The organism is Leclercia sp. UBA5076 (assembly GCF_002416465.1).
Classification (GTDB): Bacteria; Pseudomonadota; Gammaproteobacteria; order Enterobacterales; family Enterobacteriaceae; genus Enterobacter.
Map to the genome: position 1 here is coordinate 413,965 of NZ_DIAO01000004.1, position 17,578 is coordinate 431,542.

A 17,578-nucleotide genomic window follows, 5' to 3' on the forward strand; every position below is an offset into this window, starting at 1 on the left:
TTATTTTTCAAATGATCGCTTAATGTTGATCCTCTTCACGGTTTGCCGTCTCTTTCCGGATAAAATGACCACGCTTTCAATTACTGAAAGGAAAAGGGAAATGGAAAATAACAACCGTTTTATGCCTCATATAAGGCGGGTAACGCATATAATGAAGTTTGCCCACCGCAACTGCTTTGACTTTCATCTCTTTAACGCCCGGTAGTCCTTCGACTTCTGGCGCGCTTGCTTACACACACTCCTGAAAAAGCTTCTTTTACAGTCAGTTGACTGTGAACCAGTGCGCTCATTCTCCTTGATCCAGAATTAACCGTAACCGGACGGGCTGGATTTTATTCAACAAAAAGCAATTTACTGATTTTTTATCAGCGGCCCGACTTTGCTTTTTTTCCGGCAAATAGCGATTTCTTTTTCACAGGAAATCGAAGGACCTCTATTACCTAAAATAAAGAGCGAAAGATGAAAACGTTAAAAATTGCCACCAGCCGCACCTGCCCGCACTGCTTTACCACGACCCGCGATATGGTGGACGTGAACGACTCGGATTATATTGATGTCGCCGCAGTAGTCCTGGCGGTGAGCGATATTTCCAATGGTACTATAGAAAAAATAGATGCCACGGGGTTCAATATTCCCGTTTTTATTTCCACGCATAAAGAAGAGATTGTTCCGGCAGAGTATTTATCGCGTATCCAGGGCGTTTTTGAATGTACCGATAACTGCAATGACTTCTACGGACGCCAGCTGGAAGCAGCTGCGCAGAAGTATGAAACCCAGCTGCGTCCCCCCTTCTTCCGCGCGCTGGTAGATTATGTTAAGCAAGGCAACAGCGCTTTTGACTGCCCGGGACATCAGGGTGGACAGTTCTTCCGCCGCCACCCTGCGGGAAATCAATTTGTCGATTTCTTTGGCGAAACGCTGTTCCGCGCCGACCTGTGCAATGCTGACGTGGCAATGGGCGATCTGCTGATCCACGAAGGCACGCCGTGTACTGCTCAACAGCATGCGGCGAAAGTCTTTAATGCCGATAAAACCTACTTCGTACTGAACGGAACCTCTTCGTCTAATAAGGTCGTGCTGAACGCCCTGCTCACACCGGGCGATCTGGTGCTGTTCGACCGTAATAACCATAAATCTAACCATCACGGGGCACTGTTACAGGCGGGCGCTACGCCGGTTTATCTGGAAACTGCACGAAACCCGTACGGCTTTATCGGCGGTATTGACGCACACTGTTTTGAAGAGCGTTATCTGCGCGAACGGATCGCCGAGGTTGCGCCAGGCCGTGCCCGCGACCAGCGTCCGTTCCGCCTGGCGGTGATCCAGTTGGGCACTTACGATGGCACCATCTATAACGCCCGCCAGGTCGTGGATAAGATTGGTCACCTGTGCGATTACATTCTCTTTGATTCTGCTTGGGTGGGGTACGAGCAGTTCATTCCGATGATGGCGGACTGCTCTCCGCTGCTGCTGGAACTGAACGAGAACGACCCTGGGATCCTGGTTACCCAGTCGGTGCATAAGCAGCAGGCAGGCTTCTCGCAGACCTCGCAGATCCACAAGAAAGACCGGCATATCAAAGGCCAGCCGCGCTATGTTCCGCATAAACGGCTTAACAACGCTTTTATGATGCACGCTTCCACCAGCCCCTTCTATCCGCTGTTTGCCGCGCTGGATATCAACGCCCGTATGCATGAGGGCCAGAGCGGTCGCAATATGTGGATGGATTGCGTGGTGAACGGCATCGAGGCGCGCAAGCTGATCCTGCAAAACTGTCAGTTTATCCGTCCCTTCGTACCGGAAACGGTAGATGGTCGTCCGTGGGAAAGCGCCAGCACCGCCGACATCGCCACCAACCTGCGCTTCTTCCACTTTGTTCCGGGTGAGCAATGGCACGCTTTTGAAGGCTACGCCGAGCACCAGTACTTTATCGATCCGTGCAAGCTGCTGCTAACCACTCCGGGCATCAATGCGCGCACCGGGGAGTATGAGGATTTCGGCGTGCCGGCCACCATTCTGGCTAACTTCCTGCGTGAAAATGGCATCGTCCCGGAAAAATGCGATCTTAACTCAATTCTCTTCCTGCTTACGCCAGCAGAGGACATGGGCAAACTGCAGCAGCTTGTCGCCCAGCTTGTGCGCTTCGAGAGACTGCTCCAGACCGATGCCCCGTTGAAAGAGGTTCTGCCATCCATCTGCAAACAGTACCCGGAACGCTATGCCGGTTACACCCTGCGCCAGATTTGCCTGGAGATGCATGAACTTTATGCCCGCCATAACGTGAAGCAACTGCAGAAAGAGATGTTCCGTAAGGCGTATTTCCCGCGGGTGATGATGAACCCACAAGAGGCGAACATTGCCTATCTACGTGGCGAAGTCGAACTGGTCTCGCTGCACGACGCGGAAGGCCGGATTGCCGCCGAAGGGGCGCTCCCCTATCCACCGGGGGTGCTGTGCGTGGTCCCGGGCGAAGTATGGGGCGGTTCCGTGCTGCGCTACTTTGCCGCGCTTGAAGAGGGGATCAACCTGCTGCCGGGCTTTGCACCGGAGTTACAGGGGGTGTACGTCGAGGAGTGTGACGGTCGCAAACAGGTGCGCTGCTACGTCATCAAACAACCTGCCGCTCAGCCTGTGCTGCTGAAAGGAGAAAAATTATGAGTAAATCCAACAAAATGGGCGTCGTGCAGCTCACCATTCTCACTATGGTCAACATGATGGGATCGGGCATTATCATGCTGCCGACCAAACTCGCGGAAGTGGGAACGATCTCAATTATCTCCTGGCTGGTGACGGCAGTGGGATCGATGGCGCTGGCGTGGGCTTTTGCCAAGTGCGGGATGTTCAGCCGCAAGTCAGGCGGGATGGGCGGTTACGCCGAGTATGCCTTCGGTAAGTCAGGCAACTTTATGGCCAACTATACCTACGGCGTGTCGCTGCTGATCGCCAACGTCGCGATTGCGATTTCAGCGGTGGGCTACGGCACCGAGCTGTTTGGTGCCACGCTCAGTCCGGTGCAAATTGGGCTGGCGACCATCGGCGTACTGTGGATCTGCACCGTGGCCAACTTTGGCGGGGCGCGCATCACGGGTCAGTTAAGTAGTATCACCGTCTGGGGTGTCATTATCCCGGTTGTCGGGCTGTGCATCATTGGCTGGTTCTGGTTTAGCCCAACGCTGTATGCCAACTCCTGGAATCCCCATCATGTGCCGTTCTTCACCGCGGTGGGCTCCTCCATCGCCATGACGTTATGGGCCTTTCTCGGGTTGGAATCCGCGTGTGCTAACGCTGAAGTGGTGGATAATCCTGAAAAGAACGTCCCCATTGCGGTACTGGGCGGCACCCTGGGTGCGGCGGTGATCTACATTGTCTCCACTAACGTGATTGCCGGAATCGTACCGAACATGGATCTCGCGACCTCCACCGCACCGTTCGGGTTGGCCTTCGCCCAGATGTTCACGCCGGAAGTCGGGAAAGTGATCATGGGTCTGATGGTTATGTCCTGCTGTGGCTCGCTCCTCGGCTGGCAGTTCACCATCGCACAGGTGTTCAAAACATCAGCGGATGCTGGTTACTTCCCGAAAATCTTCTCCCGCGTAACCAAAGCGGATGCGCCGGTACAGGGCATGCTGGCGATTGTGATTTTCCAGAGCGGTCTGTCGTTGATGACCATTAGTCCATCGCTGAACAGCCAGTTTAACGTGCTGGTCAATCTGGCCGTTGTGACCAACATCATCCCCTACATTCTGTCGATGGCGGCACTGGTGATCATTCAGAAGGTGGCAAAAGTTGACCCGGGCAAGGCGAAAATCGCCAATATCGTGGCGCTGGTGGGAGCGATTTACAGCTTCTATGCGCTTTACTCTTCTGGCGAAGAAGCGATGCTGTACGGTGCTATGGTGACCTTTATGGGCTGGACGCTCTACGGGCTGGTTTCACCGCGCTTTGAACTGAAGAACAAAATGAGCTGACAAAAAAGCCCGGTGGCGCTCGCGCTTACCGGGCCTACAAAATCGAAGCAGTTGTAGGCCGGGCAAACGCAGTGCCGCCCGGCGCACAAACCGCAGTTATGCGTTTTTCAGCACTTCGCTGACAATCTCTACCGCTTCTTTCTCAATCTGCTGGCGGTGTTCCGCACCGAGGAAGCTTTCGCAGTAAATCTTGTAAGCATCTTCCGTACCGGATGGACGCGCCGCGAACCAGCCGTTCTCGGTCATCACCTTCAGACCGCCGATAGAGGCACCATTGCCCGGTGCCGCCGTCAGACGGGCGGTGATCGGGTCGCCTGCCAGGGTGCTGGCACTGACCATGTCAGGTGAGAGTTTAGAGAGCGCCGCTTTCTGGGCGGAGGAGGCAGAGGCCTGGAGACGGTTGTAGCTCGGCGCACCGAAACGGGCGGCCAGCTCATCGTAGTGCTCCTGCGGGTTCTTACCGGTGACGGCAGTGATCTCCGCCGCCAGCAGGCACATGATGATACCGTCTTTGTCGGTAGACCACGGCGTACCGTCGAAGCGCAGGAAGGAGGCACCCGCGCTCTCTTCGCCGCCAAAGCCGAAGCTGCCGTCGAACAGACCGTCTACAAACCACTTAAAGCCCACCGGCACTTCCACCAGCTTACGGCCCAGGTCGTTAACCACACGGTCGATCATTGCGGAGGAGACGAGGGTTTTACCGACGGCAACCTCTGCCCCCCACTGAGGACGATGCTGGAACAGGTAGTTGATCGCCACCGCCAGATAGTGGTTTGGATTCATCAGGCCCGCAGGCGTGACGATACCATGACGGTCGTAATCCGGGTCGTTGGCAAAGGCGAGGTCGAACTTGTCGCGCAGCGCCAGCAGGCCAGCCATCGCACACTCGGAGGAGCAGTCCATACGGATTGCACCATCTTTATCCAGGTGCATAAAGCGGAAGGTCTGATCGACATGATCGTTAACGATGGTCAGATCCAGCTTGTAGTGCTCCGCAATACGCTTCCAGTATTCAATACCGGAACCGCCCAGCGGGTCGACGCCCAGCTTAAGACCCGCTTTCTGGATCGCCGCCATGTCGACGATATCTGCCAGTCCTTCAACGAAAGGCTGCACCAGATCCTGCTCTTTCACGTGGCCGGAGGCCATCGCCTCGTCCAGAGAGATGCGCTTCACGCCTTTCAGGTCATCAGCCAGCAGCGCGTTGGCGCGATCTTCCACCACTTTCGTGACGTTAGTGTCAGCCGGGCCGCCGTTGGGTGGGTTGTATTTGATGCCGCCATCCTCTGGCGGGTTGTGGGACGGCGTGATCACAATGCCGTCAGCCTGCGCGCCGCCCTTCTGGTTATGCACCAGGATGGCGTTAGAAACGGCAGGGGTCGGCGTATAGCCGTTGTTTTCCTGAATGATGACATCCACGCCGTTGGCCGCCAGCACCTCCAGTACGGAGATAAACGCTGGCTCTGACAGGGCGTGTGTATCCTTACCCACGTAACACGGACCGGTGACGCCGTTTTTGGCACGCTCTTCCGCGATGGCCTGAGCAATGGCCAGAATATGCGGCTCGTTAAAGCTATGGCGTACCGCACTGCCGCGGTGCCCGGATGTACCAAACTTAACTGCGTGTTCTGCGTTGCCCACTTCCGGCTTCAGCACGTAATACTGTGCGGTAAGCTGGGCGACGTTAATCAAATCGCTCTGTTGTGCAGGTTGACCCGCACGATTGTGATTTGCCATTGCCTGGTCCTTCTGATGCAAGGGTTAGATAGTTCCGCAAACCTTATCAATCAATTCCACCGGGAACTGCATCGACTGCATGATGTGTTCGATCATGCTGCGTTTACGTCCGGTATTGGTATTGGTGATCACCCAGTACGGTGTACCAGGGAGGTGCTTGGGTTTAGTTTGATTACCATTCTGTAACAGCGTTTGCTCGTCACCCGCGAAGTAGACACGCGTGCGACCATGCAGTGACTCCGTCGCATCGGCAAACGCGTTGTGATCCAGTGAATAGAGTGTAGTCAGCACCAGCATAAAGCGGTTAACTGCTTTCTTCTGCTCAGCGTATTCGTCAGAAAGCAGCAGTTCGCGCATCGCACGCACTTTGTCTTTTACCTGCGTCAGCGGCTTTTCCTGGACGACGGCAACGGGCTGGCGCGTCTCTTTGGGGGCTGGAGCGGCAGACTGCGAGGCGGCGGCCATTTTGAGCATGCGCCGTAAAATGTCGGACGCGCTCTCACCGATATGCCGCGTCTGGCTGGCAATATACTGATAGAGTTCGTCATCAACTTCGATTGTTTTCATCTTAATCCAGTGCGATATCTTATCTGAATACAAGTCGTTGGGAGTATAAGGTCAAAACCCAACAGCGGATAGCGTCAAGCCAGGATGGCGGCAAAAGTCAGAATTAACTGTTTCCTTGCAGCCGGGCGGCAGAATGGTCAACATGATACCCTAACCTGACATACGTAAAAAAAGAACTTTGCCATGAAATTGAATACCCGAGCGCAATCTGCACAATCGCCGCACAATAATTCTCCCATCGTCCTGGTGCATGGTCTGTTTGGTAGTCTGGATAATCTTGGCGTACTGGCACGGGATCTGGTGCAGGATCACGCGCTGCTGCAGGTAGATATGCGCAACCACGGCCTGTCGCCGCGCTCGCCGCAGATGACCTACGCCGATATGGCCCAGGATCTGCTGGATACGCTGAATGAGCATAATATTGAAAAAGCGACCCTGATTGGTCACTCCATGGGTGGCAAAGCGGTGATGGCGCTGACGGCGCTTGCGCCGGAGCGCATTGCGGGCCTGGTGGTGATCGACGTGGCGCCGGTGGATTACGATGTGCGCCGCCATGATGAGATCTTCGCCGCTATCAACGCCGTCACGGACGCTGGCGTTAGCACCCGCCAGCAGGCTGCCGCGCTGATGCGTGAGCATCTGAACGAAGAAGGCGTGGTGCAGTTTCTGCTGAAATCCTTCGTCGACGGCGAATGGCGCTTTAACGTGCCGGTGCTCTGGGATCAATATGACCAGATCGTCGGCTGGCAGCCGGTGCCGGCGTGGCCGCATCCGACGCTGTTTATTACCGGCGGCAACTCCCCGTATGTAACCGAAGCGTATCGCGATGCGCTACTGACGCAATTCCCTCAGGCGCGTGCGCATGTCATTGCCGGCGCCGGACACTGGGTTCATGCCGAAAAACCGGACGCGGTGCTGCGCGCTATCCGTCGTTACCTCGCTGACACGGCAAATTGATTAAAAAGAGAGCGACTGGTCGCCAGCGGGCCTCCAGTCGTTGGCGTGCCGTTTTCGGTGATGTATGATGGCGCGCTTATCGCCCGGGCATTAGCAGGGTGTCTTGTTTCCCCCGAAGTCTCAAAATCATGGCCAAAGAACACACGGACCGCACGACATTAGATCTGTTCGCGAATGAGCGTCGCCCGGGACGACCGAAAACCAATCCGCTTTCGCGTGATGAACAGCTGCGCATCAATAAGCGCAATCAGCTTAAACGCGATAAAAGCCGCGGGCTTAAACGCGTCGAGCTGAAACTGAACGCTGAAGCCGTCGATGCGCTAAACGAGCTGGCGAATGCCCGTGATATCAGCCGCAGTGAGCTGATTGAAGAGATGCTGATTGCGCAGCTCGAGATATGGCACGGCAAAGCGTAAGTCAGAAAACTCCCCTTCTTATTGCTTTCATGTAGCACAGAGTGCAGTCCTGGGTGATTGCAGTTTCCGCAGGCTTCTCTGTTCTGCTATGATTGCCCTTATCCGTGGCTAAATTGCGCCACCATACCATTAAGTTTCAAGAGGTTATTTTACTCATGGCAATCATCGGCATTTTTTTTGGCAGCGACACGGGTAATACCGAAAATATCGCAAAAAACATTCAAAAACAGCTAGGTAAAGACGTTGCCGATGTGCATGACATTGCGAAAAGCAGCAAAGAAGATATCGAAGGCTACGATATCCTGCTGCTGGGCATCCCTACCTGGTACTACGGTGAAGCGCAGTGCGACTGGGACGATTTCTTCCCGTCTCTGGAAGAGATCGATTTCAACGGCAAACTGGTTGCCCTGTTCGGCTGTGGCGATCAGGAAGATTACGCAGAGTACTTCTGCGACGCTCTCGGCACCATCCGCGATATCATTGAGCCGCGCGGCGCCGTAATCGTTGGTCACTGGCCAACTGCTGGCTACCACTTCGAAGCCTCTAAAGGTCTGGCCGATGATAACCACTTCGTGGGTCTTGCCATCGATGAAGATCGCCAGCCTGAACTGACCGCTGAGCGCGTAGAGAAATGGGTTAAGCAGGTTCGCGAAGAGCTGCACCTCGACGATATTCTCAACGCCTGATCACACTGCGGCGCAACGCCATAGTTGCGCCGCATTGATAGGTAATATCAATCAAAATAATTGCTACAAATTTTTAACTTTTCCTGCCATACCTGTACAATGATCCAGGTTCAAACGGGTCACCCTGTAACAAGTTTGTTGGCGGTACCACGTTTTTATAAGCATACTTTACTTGAGACTTGCAGTTTTCATTAGGTCATGGCAGTTCTATAATGAGACGCATTTCCCAGGTGCATTTTCTGTCACTTCTTCTTTAGAAGTGAATCGTTTAGCAACAGGACAGATTCCGCATGACTGACAACAACACCGCATTAAAGAAGGCCGGACTGAAAGTCACGCTTCCACGGTTAAAAATCCTGGAAGTGCTTCAGGGTCCGGATAACCATCATGTCAGTGCGGAAGACTTATACAAGCGTCTGATCGACATGGGCGAAGAGATTGGTCTGGCGACCGTTTACCGTGTACTGAACCAGTTCGACGATGCAGGCATCGTGACGCGTCACAACTTTGAAGGCGGGAAATCCGTATTTGAACTGACGCAGCAGCATCACCACGATCACCTGATTTGCCTGGATTGCGGCAAAGTGATCGAATTCAGCGACGACTCTATCGAATCACGTCAGCGTGAAATTGCCGCCCGTCATGGCATTCGTCTGACCAACCACAGTCTCTACCTCTATGGCCACTGTGCCGAAGGCGACTGCCGCGAAGATGATCACGCGCACGACGCGAAATAATTCATCCGCCTGCTCCGAGCCAACCTGACGGTTGGCTTTTTTATGCCTGTCATAATGTAAAAAGCCCGGTGGCGCTGCGCTTACACGGGCCTACGGGTGATTTCACCCTGGTAGACCCGGTGAGCATTGCGCCACCGGGCGTTAAAAACAGCGAATTACTTGCTGTTATTACTGCGAATTTCCTGCCAGATTTTGTCGCAATTTTTGGTCACGTCCTGATTGTTACCCGTTTTGCGCGCCATAATACAGGCCTGGTAATCCGCCACTCGCACGCTTTCCTGGGTGGCAAACTGTTCGTGCTTCTTCTCCTGGCGCAGCACGTTCAGCACGCTCTGGCAGGCTTCGATTTTTTCTGGCGAACCTTCAGCGGTATTGATACAGGCGCTGTAGGCCTCTTTCAGACGGGTGTCTTCTCTCTGGGTCTGGGGTTGTGCGCAGGCGGCCAGTCCTGATGCCAGCAGCGCAACCAGTACGAATTTTTTCAGCATAGCAGTCTCCAGTCGGCGGGGTTATCCCCCGCCGGGTGAGTCATCAGAAGATGGTGAACGGGGCGATAACCATAAACTTCACGTCTCGCTCATCCTGGAAGATGTTGCCGTAACCGCCGCCGTAGCTTGGGATGTCGGAGTGGTTGTCATACTGCGTGAAGTGCAGTTTGAACATGGTGCCTTTCGCGCGACCGTCCTGCAGGGTGTAGATCGCATCCAGGCTATAGGCAGACTCTTTGATCTTGTTAGAGGCGATATCTTCACGCTGGCCCGCGCTGTTGATCAGCCAGTCTGCTGGTTTTGCATCCCAGGCGTAAACATAAGAAGCACCGACGCTCCAGCCTGCGAGGTTCCAGTTGCTCAGGTCATACATCGCGCCGAAGAAGACCGCTTTTTCGCCATTGGCGTTGAAGTCGGAGCGGTTATCCCACCACACGTCCAGACGACCGTTGGACGAAGCATAGGTTGGGGTCATGCGCTGCAGGAAATAGCCCTGCTGCCCTTCCGCCTTAACGTAAGTCCCTTCCAGACGTAAGTCGACCTGACCGACCTTATAACCCAGGGTCAGCGCCTGCAGCCATGCCGTGCCGTCGTAGATATCGTTCACGGTGCCGCTATCGGCTTTATCACGCGTGCCGTAGAACTGGTAGCTGGTAGAGAGGGGGCCGCCCACGATATCCAGTTTGTAGCTCGCTTTGGCAAAGTACTGATCGATGAAGCCTTCCGCCTGGCCAAACGCGGCTTCCAGAATCAGGTTATTTTTGAAATCGTACTTCGCGCCAAATGAGTGGAGATAATCAACGCGGGTTTTTCTGTCATTCTGATAGAACTTGTCCATCTCAAGATGCCACGGCGCTTTGTACTCGTTGGTCCACATATACGAGAAACTCAGCGCCCCGCTGTCGCCGTAGTCAAAGTTTGCCCCGGCTTCGGCACCCTGGTAGGTACCTGGCATAAAGCTCCAGTGTGGCGCTAACAGGGTCTGGCCGGTTGGTTGCAGCCAGCCGCCGCGCGCCCAGACCGGACCGTATTTAAATTTTGCTGCCGCTTTATACAGGCTGATTCCGCTCTTATCGCCGGACCAGTCCTCTTTGTAGGCTTTGTTGCTGGAGGAGAACGCAATTTCGTTCGGGTGGCCGCTGTCGCCATTTTCCGCCATTTCAATGGCCGTGAACGCAGCAAGATCAAGACCGAACATATCGGCGGCATAGCCGGACTGGAAATCGAGGTTGGCGTTCCAGGTGGAGTGAGCCAGGTTAGTTTTATATTTATCTGCTTCGACATCTTTACGGTCACGTTCACGCTGCCAGTAATAAATACCGCCCGTGAGCGTGGAATCATCAATAAAACCTTCGGCCTGGGCTTTCGGAGAAACCATCCAGCCTGACATTGCTGTTACACCGGCAATAGCCAGCGCTAGCGCACTACGTTTGCCACTGAACGTACGCATAATTAATCCTCTTTGACGTATTTAAAGCGCCTAAAACGGCGAAAAACAAAAAGTAAAAAGTGGAGGTAACCAGAAATACCCGCTTACATCTCCTCTCTGTAGACTATTTTTCGCGACGCGAATTATCAATGCTTTTCAGCGATCAAACGTCAGGATTATGACAAAGCGCACATATTTGATTGCTAATTGTAACAAAGCAAAGGAAGAAGAATATTTTATTAAAATAACAGGAATAATTAGCGAGTTATTTTTAACAGGCAGGCATTAAACAGCCATTCTGATAGCTATTACGGTGAATTTGCGAAAAGGAAGAAAAAGCGAACAGTTTTAAGAAAGGGAATTAATTCGCAACGCGAACATATGGTTAAATTCTGACCCGATTGTCTGGCAAAAAAAACGCCGCAATGCGCGGCGTTTATCAGAAAATGATCGGTTATTCGCCGACTTTCGTCCAGGTATCACGCAGACCAACGGTACGGTTAAACACCAGTTTATCGGCTGTGGCGTAGCGGCTGTCGAGGCAGAAGTAACCTTCGCGCTCAAACTGATACGCATTGCCGGCAACAGCCCCTTTCAGGGATGGCTCCGCAAAGCCCTGCTTGATCACCAGCGACTCCGGGTTAATGACCTCCAGGAAGTCCTCTGCGGCACCCGGGTTTGGCACGCTGAAGAGGCGATCGTACAGACGGATCTCAACCGGCAGCGCATGTGCCGCGCTGACCCAGTGGATAACGCCTTTCACCTTGCGGCCATCGGCAGGATCTTTGCTCAGAGTCTCGGCATCGTAGCTGCAGAAGATCGTGGTGATAGTGCCTTCAGCATCTTTTTCAACACGCTCAGCTTTGATCACGTAGGCATTACGCAGGCGCACTTCTTTGCCCAGCACCAGGCGTTTGTACTGCTTGTTCGCTTCTTCGCGGAAGTCGGCGCGATCGATCCAGATCTCTGCGCTGAACGGCACTTCACGGCTACCCATCTCCGGCTTGCTCGGATGGTTCGGCATGGTCACCAGCTCGCTTTCGCCCTGAGGATAGTTTTCGATAACCAGCTTAACCGGATCGATAACAGCCATCGCGCGCGGCGCATTGTCGTTCAGATCTTCGCGAATGCAGGATTCCAGCGACGCCATCTCAATGGTGTTGTCCTGCTTGGTCACGCCGATGCGTTTGCAAAACTCGCGGATAGATGCGGCGGTATAGCCACGACGACGCAGACCGGAGATGGTTGGCATACGCGGGTCATCCCAGCCTTCAACGTGCTTGTCGGTAACCAGCAGGTTCAGCTTACGCTTGGACATCACGGTGTATTCCAGATTCAGACGAGAGAATTCGTACTGACGCGGATGCACCGGAATGGAGATGTTATCCAGCACCCAGTCATACAGACGACGGTTGTCCTGGAACTCCAGCGTACATAAGGAGTGAGTAATGCCTTCCAGCGCATCGCTGATGCAGTGGGTGAAGTCGTACATTGGGTAGATGCACCACTTGCTGCCGGTCTGATGGTGATCGGCAAACTTAATGCGGTACAGCACCGGGTCACGCATCACGATAAATGGTGAGGCCATATCGATTTTAGCGCGCAGGCAGGCTTTACCCTCTTCGAAGCCACCGGCACGCATTTTTTCAAACAGCGCCAGGTTCTCTTCCACGCTGCGATCGCGGTACGGGCTGTTTTTGCCCGGCGCGGTCAGCGTGCCGCGGTATTCGCGGATTTCGTCAGCGGAAAGCTCGTCAACGTAGGCCAGACCTTTGTTGATCAGCTCTACGGCGTAAGCATACAGCTGGTCAAAATAGTCGGAGGAGTAGCAGATGTCGCCAGACCAGTTGAAGCCCAACCATTGCACGTCGTTCTTAATGGACTCTACGTATTCGATATCTTCTTTCACCGGGTTGGTGTCATCGAAACGCAGGTTGCATTGACCCTGATAGTCCTGCGCGATGCCGAAGTTCAGGCAGATCGATTTCGCATGACCAATATGCAGGTAGCCATTCGGCTCCGGCGGGAAACGGGTATGAACTGTGGTGTGCTTACCAGTGGCCAGATCTTCATCAATGATCTGACGGATAAAGTTGCTCGGGCGGGCTTCAGCCTCACTCATCGTGGATTCCTCAAAGCGTAAACGACGTATAACGGCATATGATCTTATAAGCCGGGCGTAGTGACAACCTTTAGTTACGCAAAAAACGGTCCCGGAAGAGAATTATGAGGGCGATTGCTGCAAAAAAAAGCGGCGGGGATATCCCCGCCGCTCAGGCACTAACGCTTACTCAGGAGCACTTATTTGCCTTTAATTTCATACAGAGGTGTCTGACCGGCCACAACCTGACCCTGCGCCTTAATGACCAGGCCGCTGAAGTCATCGATATTGCTGCAGACAACCGGGCTAATCATCGAGCGCGCGTTGGCGTTCAGGTAGTCGAGATCCATCTCCAGAACCGGCTGACCCGCCACCACTTCCGCACCCTCTTCGACCAGGCGTTTGAAGCCCTGGCCACCCAGCGCTACGGTATCGATGCCCATGTGGACAACGATCTCCGCCCCTTTGTCGGTTTCCAGGCAGAACGCGTGGTTGGTATTGAAGATTTTAACGATGGTGCCCGCCGCAGGCGACACAACGGTTTTCTCCGTTGGTTTAACCGCGACACCGTCACCCACGGCTTTACTGGCGAAGGCTTCATCAGGAACCTGCTCCAGAGCCACCACCTCACCGGTGACTGGCGAAACCAGTGCGGCAATGGTTACCGCATTTGGCACCGCCTGCGGTTTCGCAACCGGCGCGTCAGCCACGGGTGCGCTATCCGTTGAGGCAGCAGCGACCGGCCCACGGGCAACCACTTTTTTCATTTCGTCGCCGATAGATTCGGCCTTCGCACCCACGATAACCTGGATGGTTTGTTTGTTCAGTTTCACCACACCAGACGCGCCCAGGCGTTTACACATGGCATCGCTCACGCGCGCAGAGTCGCCAACGGTCAGACGCAGGCGGGTAATACAGGCATCAATGGCTTTCAGGTTATCGGTACCGCCTACAGCGGCAATGTAGCTGGTTGCCAGCTGAGTTAAACCTTCTTCGGTATTGCTGTTTGCTTCACTGGTTACGACGTCATCTTTTGTCTCTTCACGGCCCGGCGTTTTGAGGTTAAACATACGAATAACCGCGCTGAACAGGAGGAAGTAGATAACGAAGAACACCAGGCCCATCACCATCAGCATCCAGACATTGCTGCTTGCCGCCGGCAGGTTGTACATCAACACGTAGTCGATAGCGCCTGCGGAGAAGGAGAAGCCAGCATGGATACCCAGAAGAGTGGCCACAAACAGGCTGATACCGGTCAGGAAGGCGTGCATGAGATACAGCAGCGGCGCCAGGAACATGAACAGGAATTCCAGTGGCTCGGTCACGCCGGTCAGGAAGGCCGTGATCGCAACGGACAGCAGCATACCGCCAACCATTGGGCGACGCTCTTTCGGCGCAGCCAGGTACATTGCCAGCGCAGCGCCAGGCAGACCAAACATCATGATTGGGAAGAAGCCGGACATGAACATGCCCGCGGTGCCGTCGCCTGCGTAGAAACGGTTGATATCACCGTGGAACACGGCACCCGCCGCGTTGGTGAACTCACCAATCTGGAACCAGGCGATGGTGTTCAGCACCTGATGCAGACCCGTTGGGATCAGCAGACGGTTGATGAAACCGAAGATACCCGCACCCATTGCGCCCGCGGAAACGATCCACTCGCCACCCGCATGGATAGCGTGCTGCACCGGTGGCCACACGTAGCCAAAGATGGCGGCAAGGATCAGACAGAAAAAGCCCGTCGCGATCGGCACGAAACGTTTTCCGCCGAAGAAGCTCAGGAAGTCAGGGAGTTTGATACCTGCCCAGCGGTTGTAGACGGCACCACCGACGAGGCCGGTAATGATACCCGCCAGTACGCCCATGTTGATTTCAGGGTTGATGGTCACCATCGCTTTCGTGAGGATGAAGTAACCCACGGCCCCGGCCAGTGCCGCAGCACCAGCGCTGTCTTTTGACCAGCTTGACGCCACACCGATGGCAAAAATCAGCGCCAGGTTGTCAAAAATTGCGCCGCCAGCCTGAGCAATAAACGGCACGTTAAGAAGATCGGGTTGCCCGAATCGCAGCAGGAGCGCTGCAACCGGTAGCACGGCGATAGGGAGCTGCAAAGCCCTACCGAGGCGCTGGAAAAAACCTAAAATATTCATCCTATTCCCCCTACGAGACCCTTTGTTAAGGCTCGCGCATAAACTATGTTTTTTTATTGTGTAACGAACGATAAATACAGTTGATGATTCACTGGCTTTGAGAGTGTCTGAAAAATTAATTCGTATCGCAAATTAAACGCGTACTTTTTGTGAGTTTTGTCACCAAATATTGTTTCTTCCCCTCCCCTGTACTGGCAAACAGTGAAAACTTATTTTATGATACGAAAAATCAGGACGGATTGACCCCTCTCGGTGTGAAACAGGTTAGGCTTATATCATACCCCGACAAGCAATCCGCCAACTTTTACTAAAACTTCAGAGGTGAATAATGAGACTGATCCCCCTGGCAACCGCAGAACAAGTCGGCAAATGGGCTGCTCGCCATATCGTACAACGTATCAACGCGTTCAAACCGACAGCCGATCGTCCTTTTGTACTGGGTCTGCCTACCGGTGGCACACCTCTTACCGCCTATAAAGCACTGGTTGAGATGCATAAAGCGGGCCAGGTTAGCTTTGAACATGTTGTCACCTTCAACATGGACGAGTATGTAGGCCTGCCAAAAGAGCACCCGGAGAGCTACCATAGCTTCATGCACCGGAACTTCTTTGATCACATTGATATTAAACCGGAAAATATTAATCTGCTGGACGGAAATGCCCCGGATATTGATGCAGAGTGCCGTCATTACGAAGAAAAAATCCGTGCTTACGGTAAAATCCACCTGTTCATGGGTGGCGTCGGTAACGACGGTCATATCGCCTTCAACGAACCTGCTTCTTCTCTGGCCTCCCGTACCCGTATCAAAACCCTGACACATGACACCCGTGTGGCAAACTCCCGTTTCTTTGATGGCGACGTTAACCAGGTACCAAAATATGCCCTGACCGTTGGCGTGGGTACCCTGCTGGATGCGGAAGAAGTGATGATTCTGGTGCTGGGCAGTGTAAAAGCGCAGGCGCTGCAGGCGGCGGTAGAAGGCAACGTCAACCACATGTGGACCATCAGCTGTCTGCAACTGCATCCGAAAGCAGTTGTGGTATGCGATGAACCGTCTACCATGGAACTGAAAGTGAAGACGTTGAAGTATTTCAACGAATTAGAAGCAGAAAATATTAAAGGTCTGTAATGTGACGCCGTCTCTGCCTGCAGAGACGGCATGCTATTTTTAAACCGGGGGTCGTTATGTACGCTTTAACCCACGGTCGGATTTATACCGGCCATGAAATTCTGGATGACCATGCGATCGTTATCGCCAATGGCCTGATTGAACGTGTCTGCCCACTGGCCGAACTGCCAGCGGACATTGAACAACGCTCGCTCAATGGAGCAATCATCTCCCCCGGTTTTATCGACGTACAGCTTAACGGCTGTGGCGGCGTGCAGTTCAACGATACTGCCGAAGCCGTCACCGTTGAAACGCTGGAAATTATGCAGCGCGCCAATGAAAAATCGGGCTGCACCAGCTACCTGCCGACGCTTATTACCACCAGCGACGACCTGATGAAGCAAGGCGTTCGCGTGATGCGTGAATATCTGGCGAAATATCCACACCAGGCGCTGGGTCTGCACCTTGAGGGGCCGTGGCTGAATATCGTCAAGAAAGGCACCCATAATCCTGATTACGTCCGTAAACCTGACGGTGAACTGGTTGATTTTCTCTGTGCCAACGCGGATGTGATCACCAAAGTGACCCTGGCGCCAGAAATGGTCGATCCTGAGGTGATCCGCAAGCTGGCGGGCGCAGGTATTGTGGTCTCTGCAGGGCATTCCAACGCCACGCTAAAAGAGGCCAAAGTGGGCTTCCGCGCCGGTATCACCTTCGCGACCCATCTTTATAATGCTATGCCTTATATTACCGGACGCGAACCCGGTCTCGCCGGGGCGATCTTCGACGAACCAGATGTCTATTGCGGCATTATTGTTGACGGTTTACATGTCGATTACGCCAACGTGCGTAACGCTAAGCGCCTGAAAGGTGACAAACTGTGTCTGGTAACAGACGCCACGGCACCAGCTGGGGCAAATATTGAACAGTTCATTTTTGCTGGTAAAACAATATACTACCGGAATGGACTCTGTGTGGATGAGAACGGAACGTTAAGCGGCTCGGCTCTGACCATGATCGAAGGCGTGCGCAATCTGGTTGAACATTGCAGCATTGCCCTCGATGAAGTGCTGCGTATGGCAACGCTCTATCCGGCACGCGCGATAGGCGTAGATAAACAGCTGGGCAGTATTGCACCGGGGATGGTCGCTAACCTCACCGCATTCACACACGATTATAAAATCATCAAGACCATCGTTAATGGTAACGAGGTCGTTACAGAGTAAGCGAAAGT

15 protein-coding genes are annotated in these 17,578 nt (G+C 53.8%); 9 read left to right on the forward strand and 6 right to left on the reverse strand.

Features of this window, described 5'->3' with window-relative positions:
- The first annotated feature begins 100 nt into the window (after window positions 1–100).
- The 3 genes from speFL to potE all read left to right on the forward strand — a co-directional run bounded on the left by speFL (window position 101) and on the right by potE (window position 3,968).
- Window positions 101–205, forward strand: coding sequence for a leader peptide SpeFL (gene speFL / locus B3X29_RS05605; protein ID WP_138369585.1), 105 nt, complete (start codon window positions 101–103; stop codon window positions 203–205).
- Window positions 206–459: 254 nt separating this feature from the next.
- Complete coding sequence (gene speF, locus B3X29_RS05610) at window positions 460–2,658, forward strand: ornithine decarboxylase SpeF (RefSeq protein ID WP_159339282.1); 2,199 nt, start codon at window positions 460–462, stop codon at window positions 2,656–2,658.
- Window positions 2,655–3,968 carry a putrescine-ornithine antiporter gene (gene potE / locus B3X29_RS05615; protein WP_103178699.1) on the forward strand — a complete coding sequence of 438 codons (1,314 nt, stop codon included), beginning with the start codon at window positions 2,655–2,657 and terminating at the stop codon, window positions 3,966–3,968. Before speF ends, potE begins: the two co-directional genes overlap by 4 nt.
- A gap of 96 nt (window positions 3,969–4,064) precedes the next feature.
- Here the strand turns inward: potE and pgm are convergent, their stop codons facing one another.
- Together pgm and seqA are read right to left on the reverse strand one after the other, a co-directional pair.
- Window positions 4,065–5,705 (reverse strand): phosphoglucomutase (alpha-D-glucose-1,6-bisphosphate-dependent), encoded by a 1,641-nt coding sequence (gene pgm, locus B3X29_RS05620; RefSeq protein WP_103178698.1) that lies wholly within the window; start codon window positions 5,703–5,705, stop codon window positions 4,065–4,067.
- A 24-nt stretch (window positions 5,706–5,729) separates the two neighbouring features.
- Complete coding sequence (seqA, locus tag B3X29_RS05625) at window positions 5,730–6,272, reverse strand: replication initiation negative regulator SeqA (RefSeq protein ID WP_159339283.1); 543 nt, start codon at window positions 6,270–6,272, stop codon at window positions 5,730–5,732.
- A 183-nt stretch (window positions 6,273–6,455) separates the two neighbouring features.
- Between seqA and ybfF the strand changes: the two genes are divergently transcribed.
- The 4 genes from ybfF to fur all read left to right on the forward strand — a co-directional run bounded on the left by ybfF (window position 6,456) and on the right by fur (window position 9,068).
- Window positions 6,456–7,229, forward strand: a complete 774-nt coding sequence (ybfF, locus tag B3X29_RS05630) for an esterase (RefSeq protein WP_103178696.1) — start codon at window positions 6,456–6,458, stop codon at window positions 7,227–7,229.
- A gap of 128 nt (window positions 7,230–7,357) precedes the next feature.
- Complete coding sequence (gene ybfE, locus B3X29_RS05635) at window positions 7,358–7,645, forward strand: LexA regulated protein (RefSeq protein WP_103178695.1); 288 nt, start codon at window positions 7,358–7,360, stop codon at window positions 7,643–7,645.
- 155 nt (window positions 7,646–7,800) lie between these two features.
- On the forward strand, window positions 7,801–8,331 hold the full coding sequence (gene fldA / locus B3X29_RS05640; RefSeq protein WP_168192007.1) for a flavodoxin FldA: 531 nt from the start codon (window positions 7,801–7,803) through the stop codon (window positions 8,329–8,331).
- A gap of 290 nt (window positions 8,332–8,621) precedes the next feature.
- Window positions 8,622–9,068 (forward strand): ferric iron uptake transcriptional regulator, encoded by a 447-nt coding sequence (gene fur / locus B3X29_RS05645; RefSeq protein WP_010428651.1) that lies wholly within the window; start codon window positions 8,622–8,624, stop codon window positions 9,066–9,068.
- Between the two features lie 155 nt (window positions 9,069–9,223).
- On the opposite strand, the gene chiQ is transcribed toward fur, so the two are convergent.
- The 4 genes from chiQ to nagE form a co-directional block, all read right to left on the reverse strand.
- Window positions 9,224–9,553 (reverse strand): ChiQ/YbfN family lipoprotein, encoded by a 330-nt coding sequence (gene chiQ / locus B3X29_RS05650; protein WP_103181045.1) that lies wholly within the window; start codon window positions 9,551–9,553, stop codon window positions 9,224–9,226.
- A 46-nt stretch (window positions 9,554–9,599) separates the two neighbouring features.
- Complete coding sequence (chiP, locus tag B3X29_RS05655; RefSeq protein WP_156654102.1) at window positions 9,600–11,006, reverse strand: chitoporin ChiP; 1,407 nt, start codon at window positions 11,004–11,006, stop codon at window positions 9,600–9,602.
- 433 nt (window positions 11,007–11,439) lie between these two features.
- A complete protein-coding gene (gene glnS, locus B3X29_RS05660; RefSeq protein ID WP_103178693.1) occupies window positions 11,440–13,107 on the reverse strand; it encodes a glutamine--tRNA ligase in 1,668 nt (555 codons plus the stop codon).
- A 179-nt stretch (window positions 13,108–13,286) separates the two neighbouring features.
- A complete protein-coding gene (gene nagE, locus B3X29_RS05665; protein WP_159339284.1) occupies window positions 13,287–15,236 on the reverse strand; it encodes a PTS N-acetyl glucosamine transporter subunit IIABC in 1,950 nt (649 codons plus the stop codon).
- Between the two features lie 328 nt (window positions 15,237–15,564).
- Between nagE and nagB the strand changes: the two genes are divergently transcribed.
- Entirely contained in the window at window positions 15,565–16,365 is an 801-nt protein-coding gene (gene nagB / locus B3X29_RS05670; protein WP_103178691.1) for a glucosamine-6-phosphate deaminase, read from the forward strand.
- Between the two features lie 56 nt (window positions 16,366–16,421).
- Entirely contained in the window at window positions 16,422–17,570 is a 1,149-nt protein-coding gene (gene nagA / locus B3X29_RS05675; protein ID WP_103178690.1) for an N-acetylglucosamine-6-phosphate deacetylase, read from the forward strand.
- Window positions 17,571–17,578 lie beyond the last annotated feature (8 nt).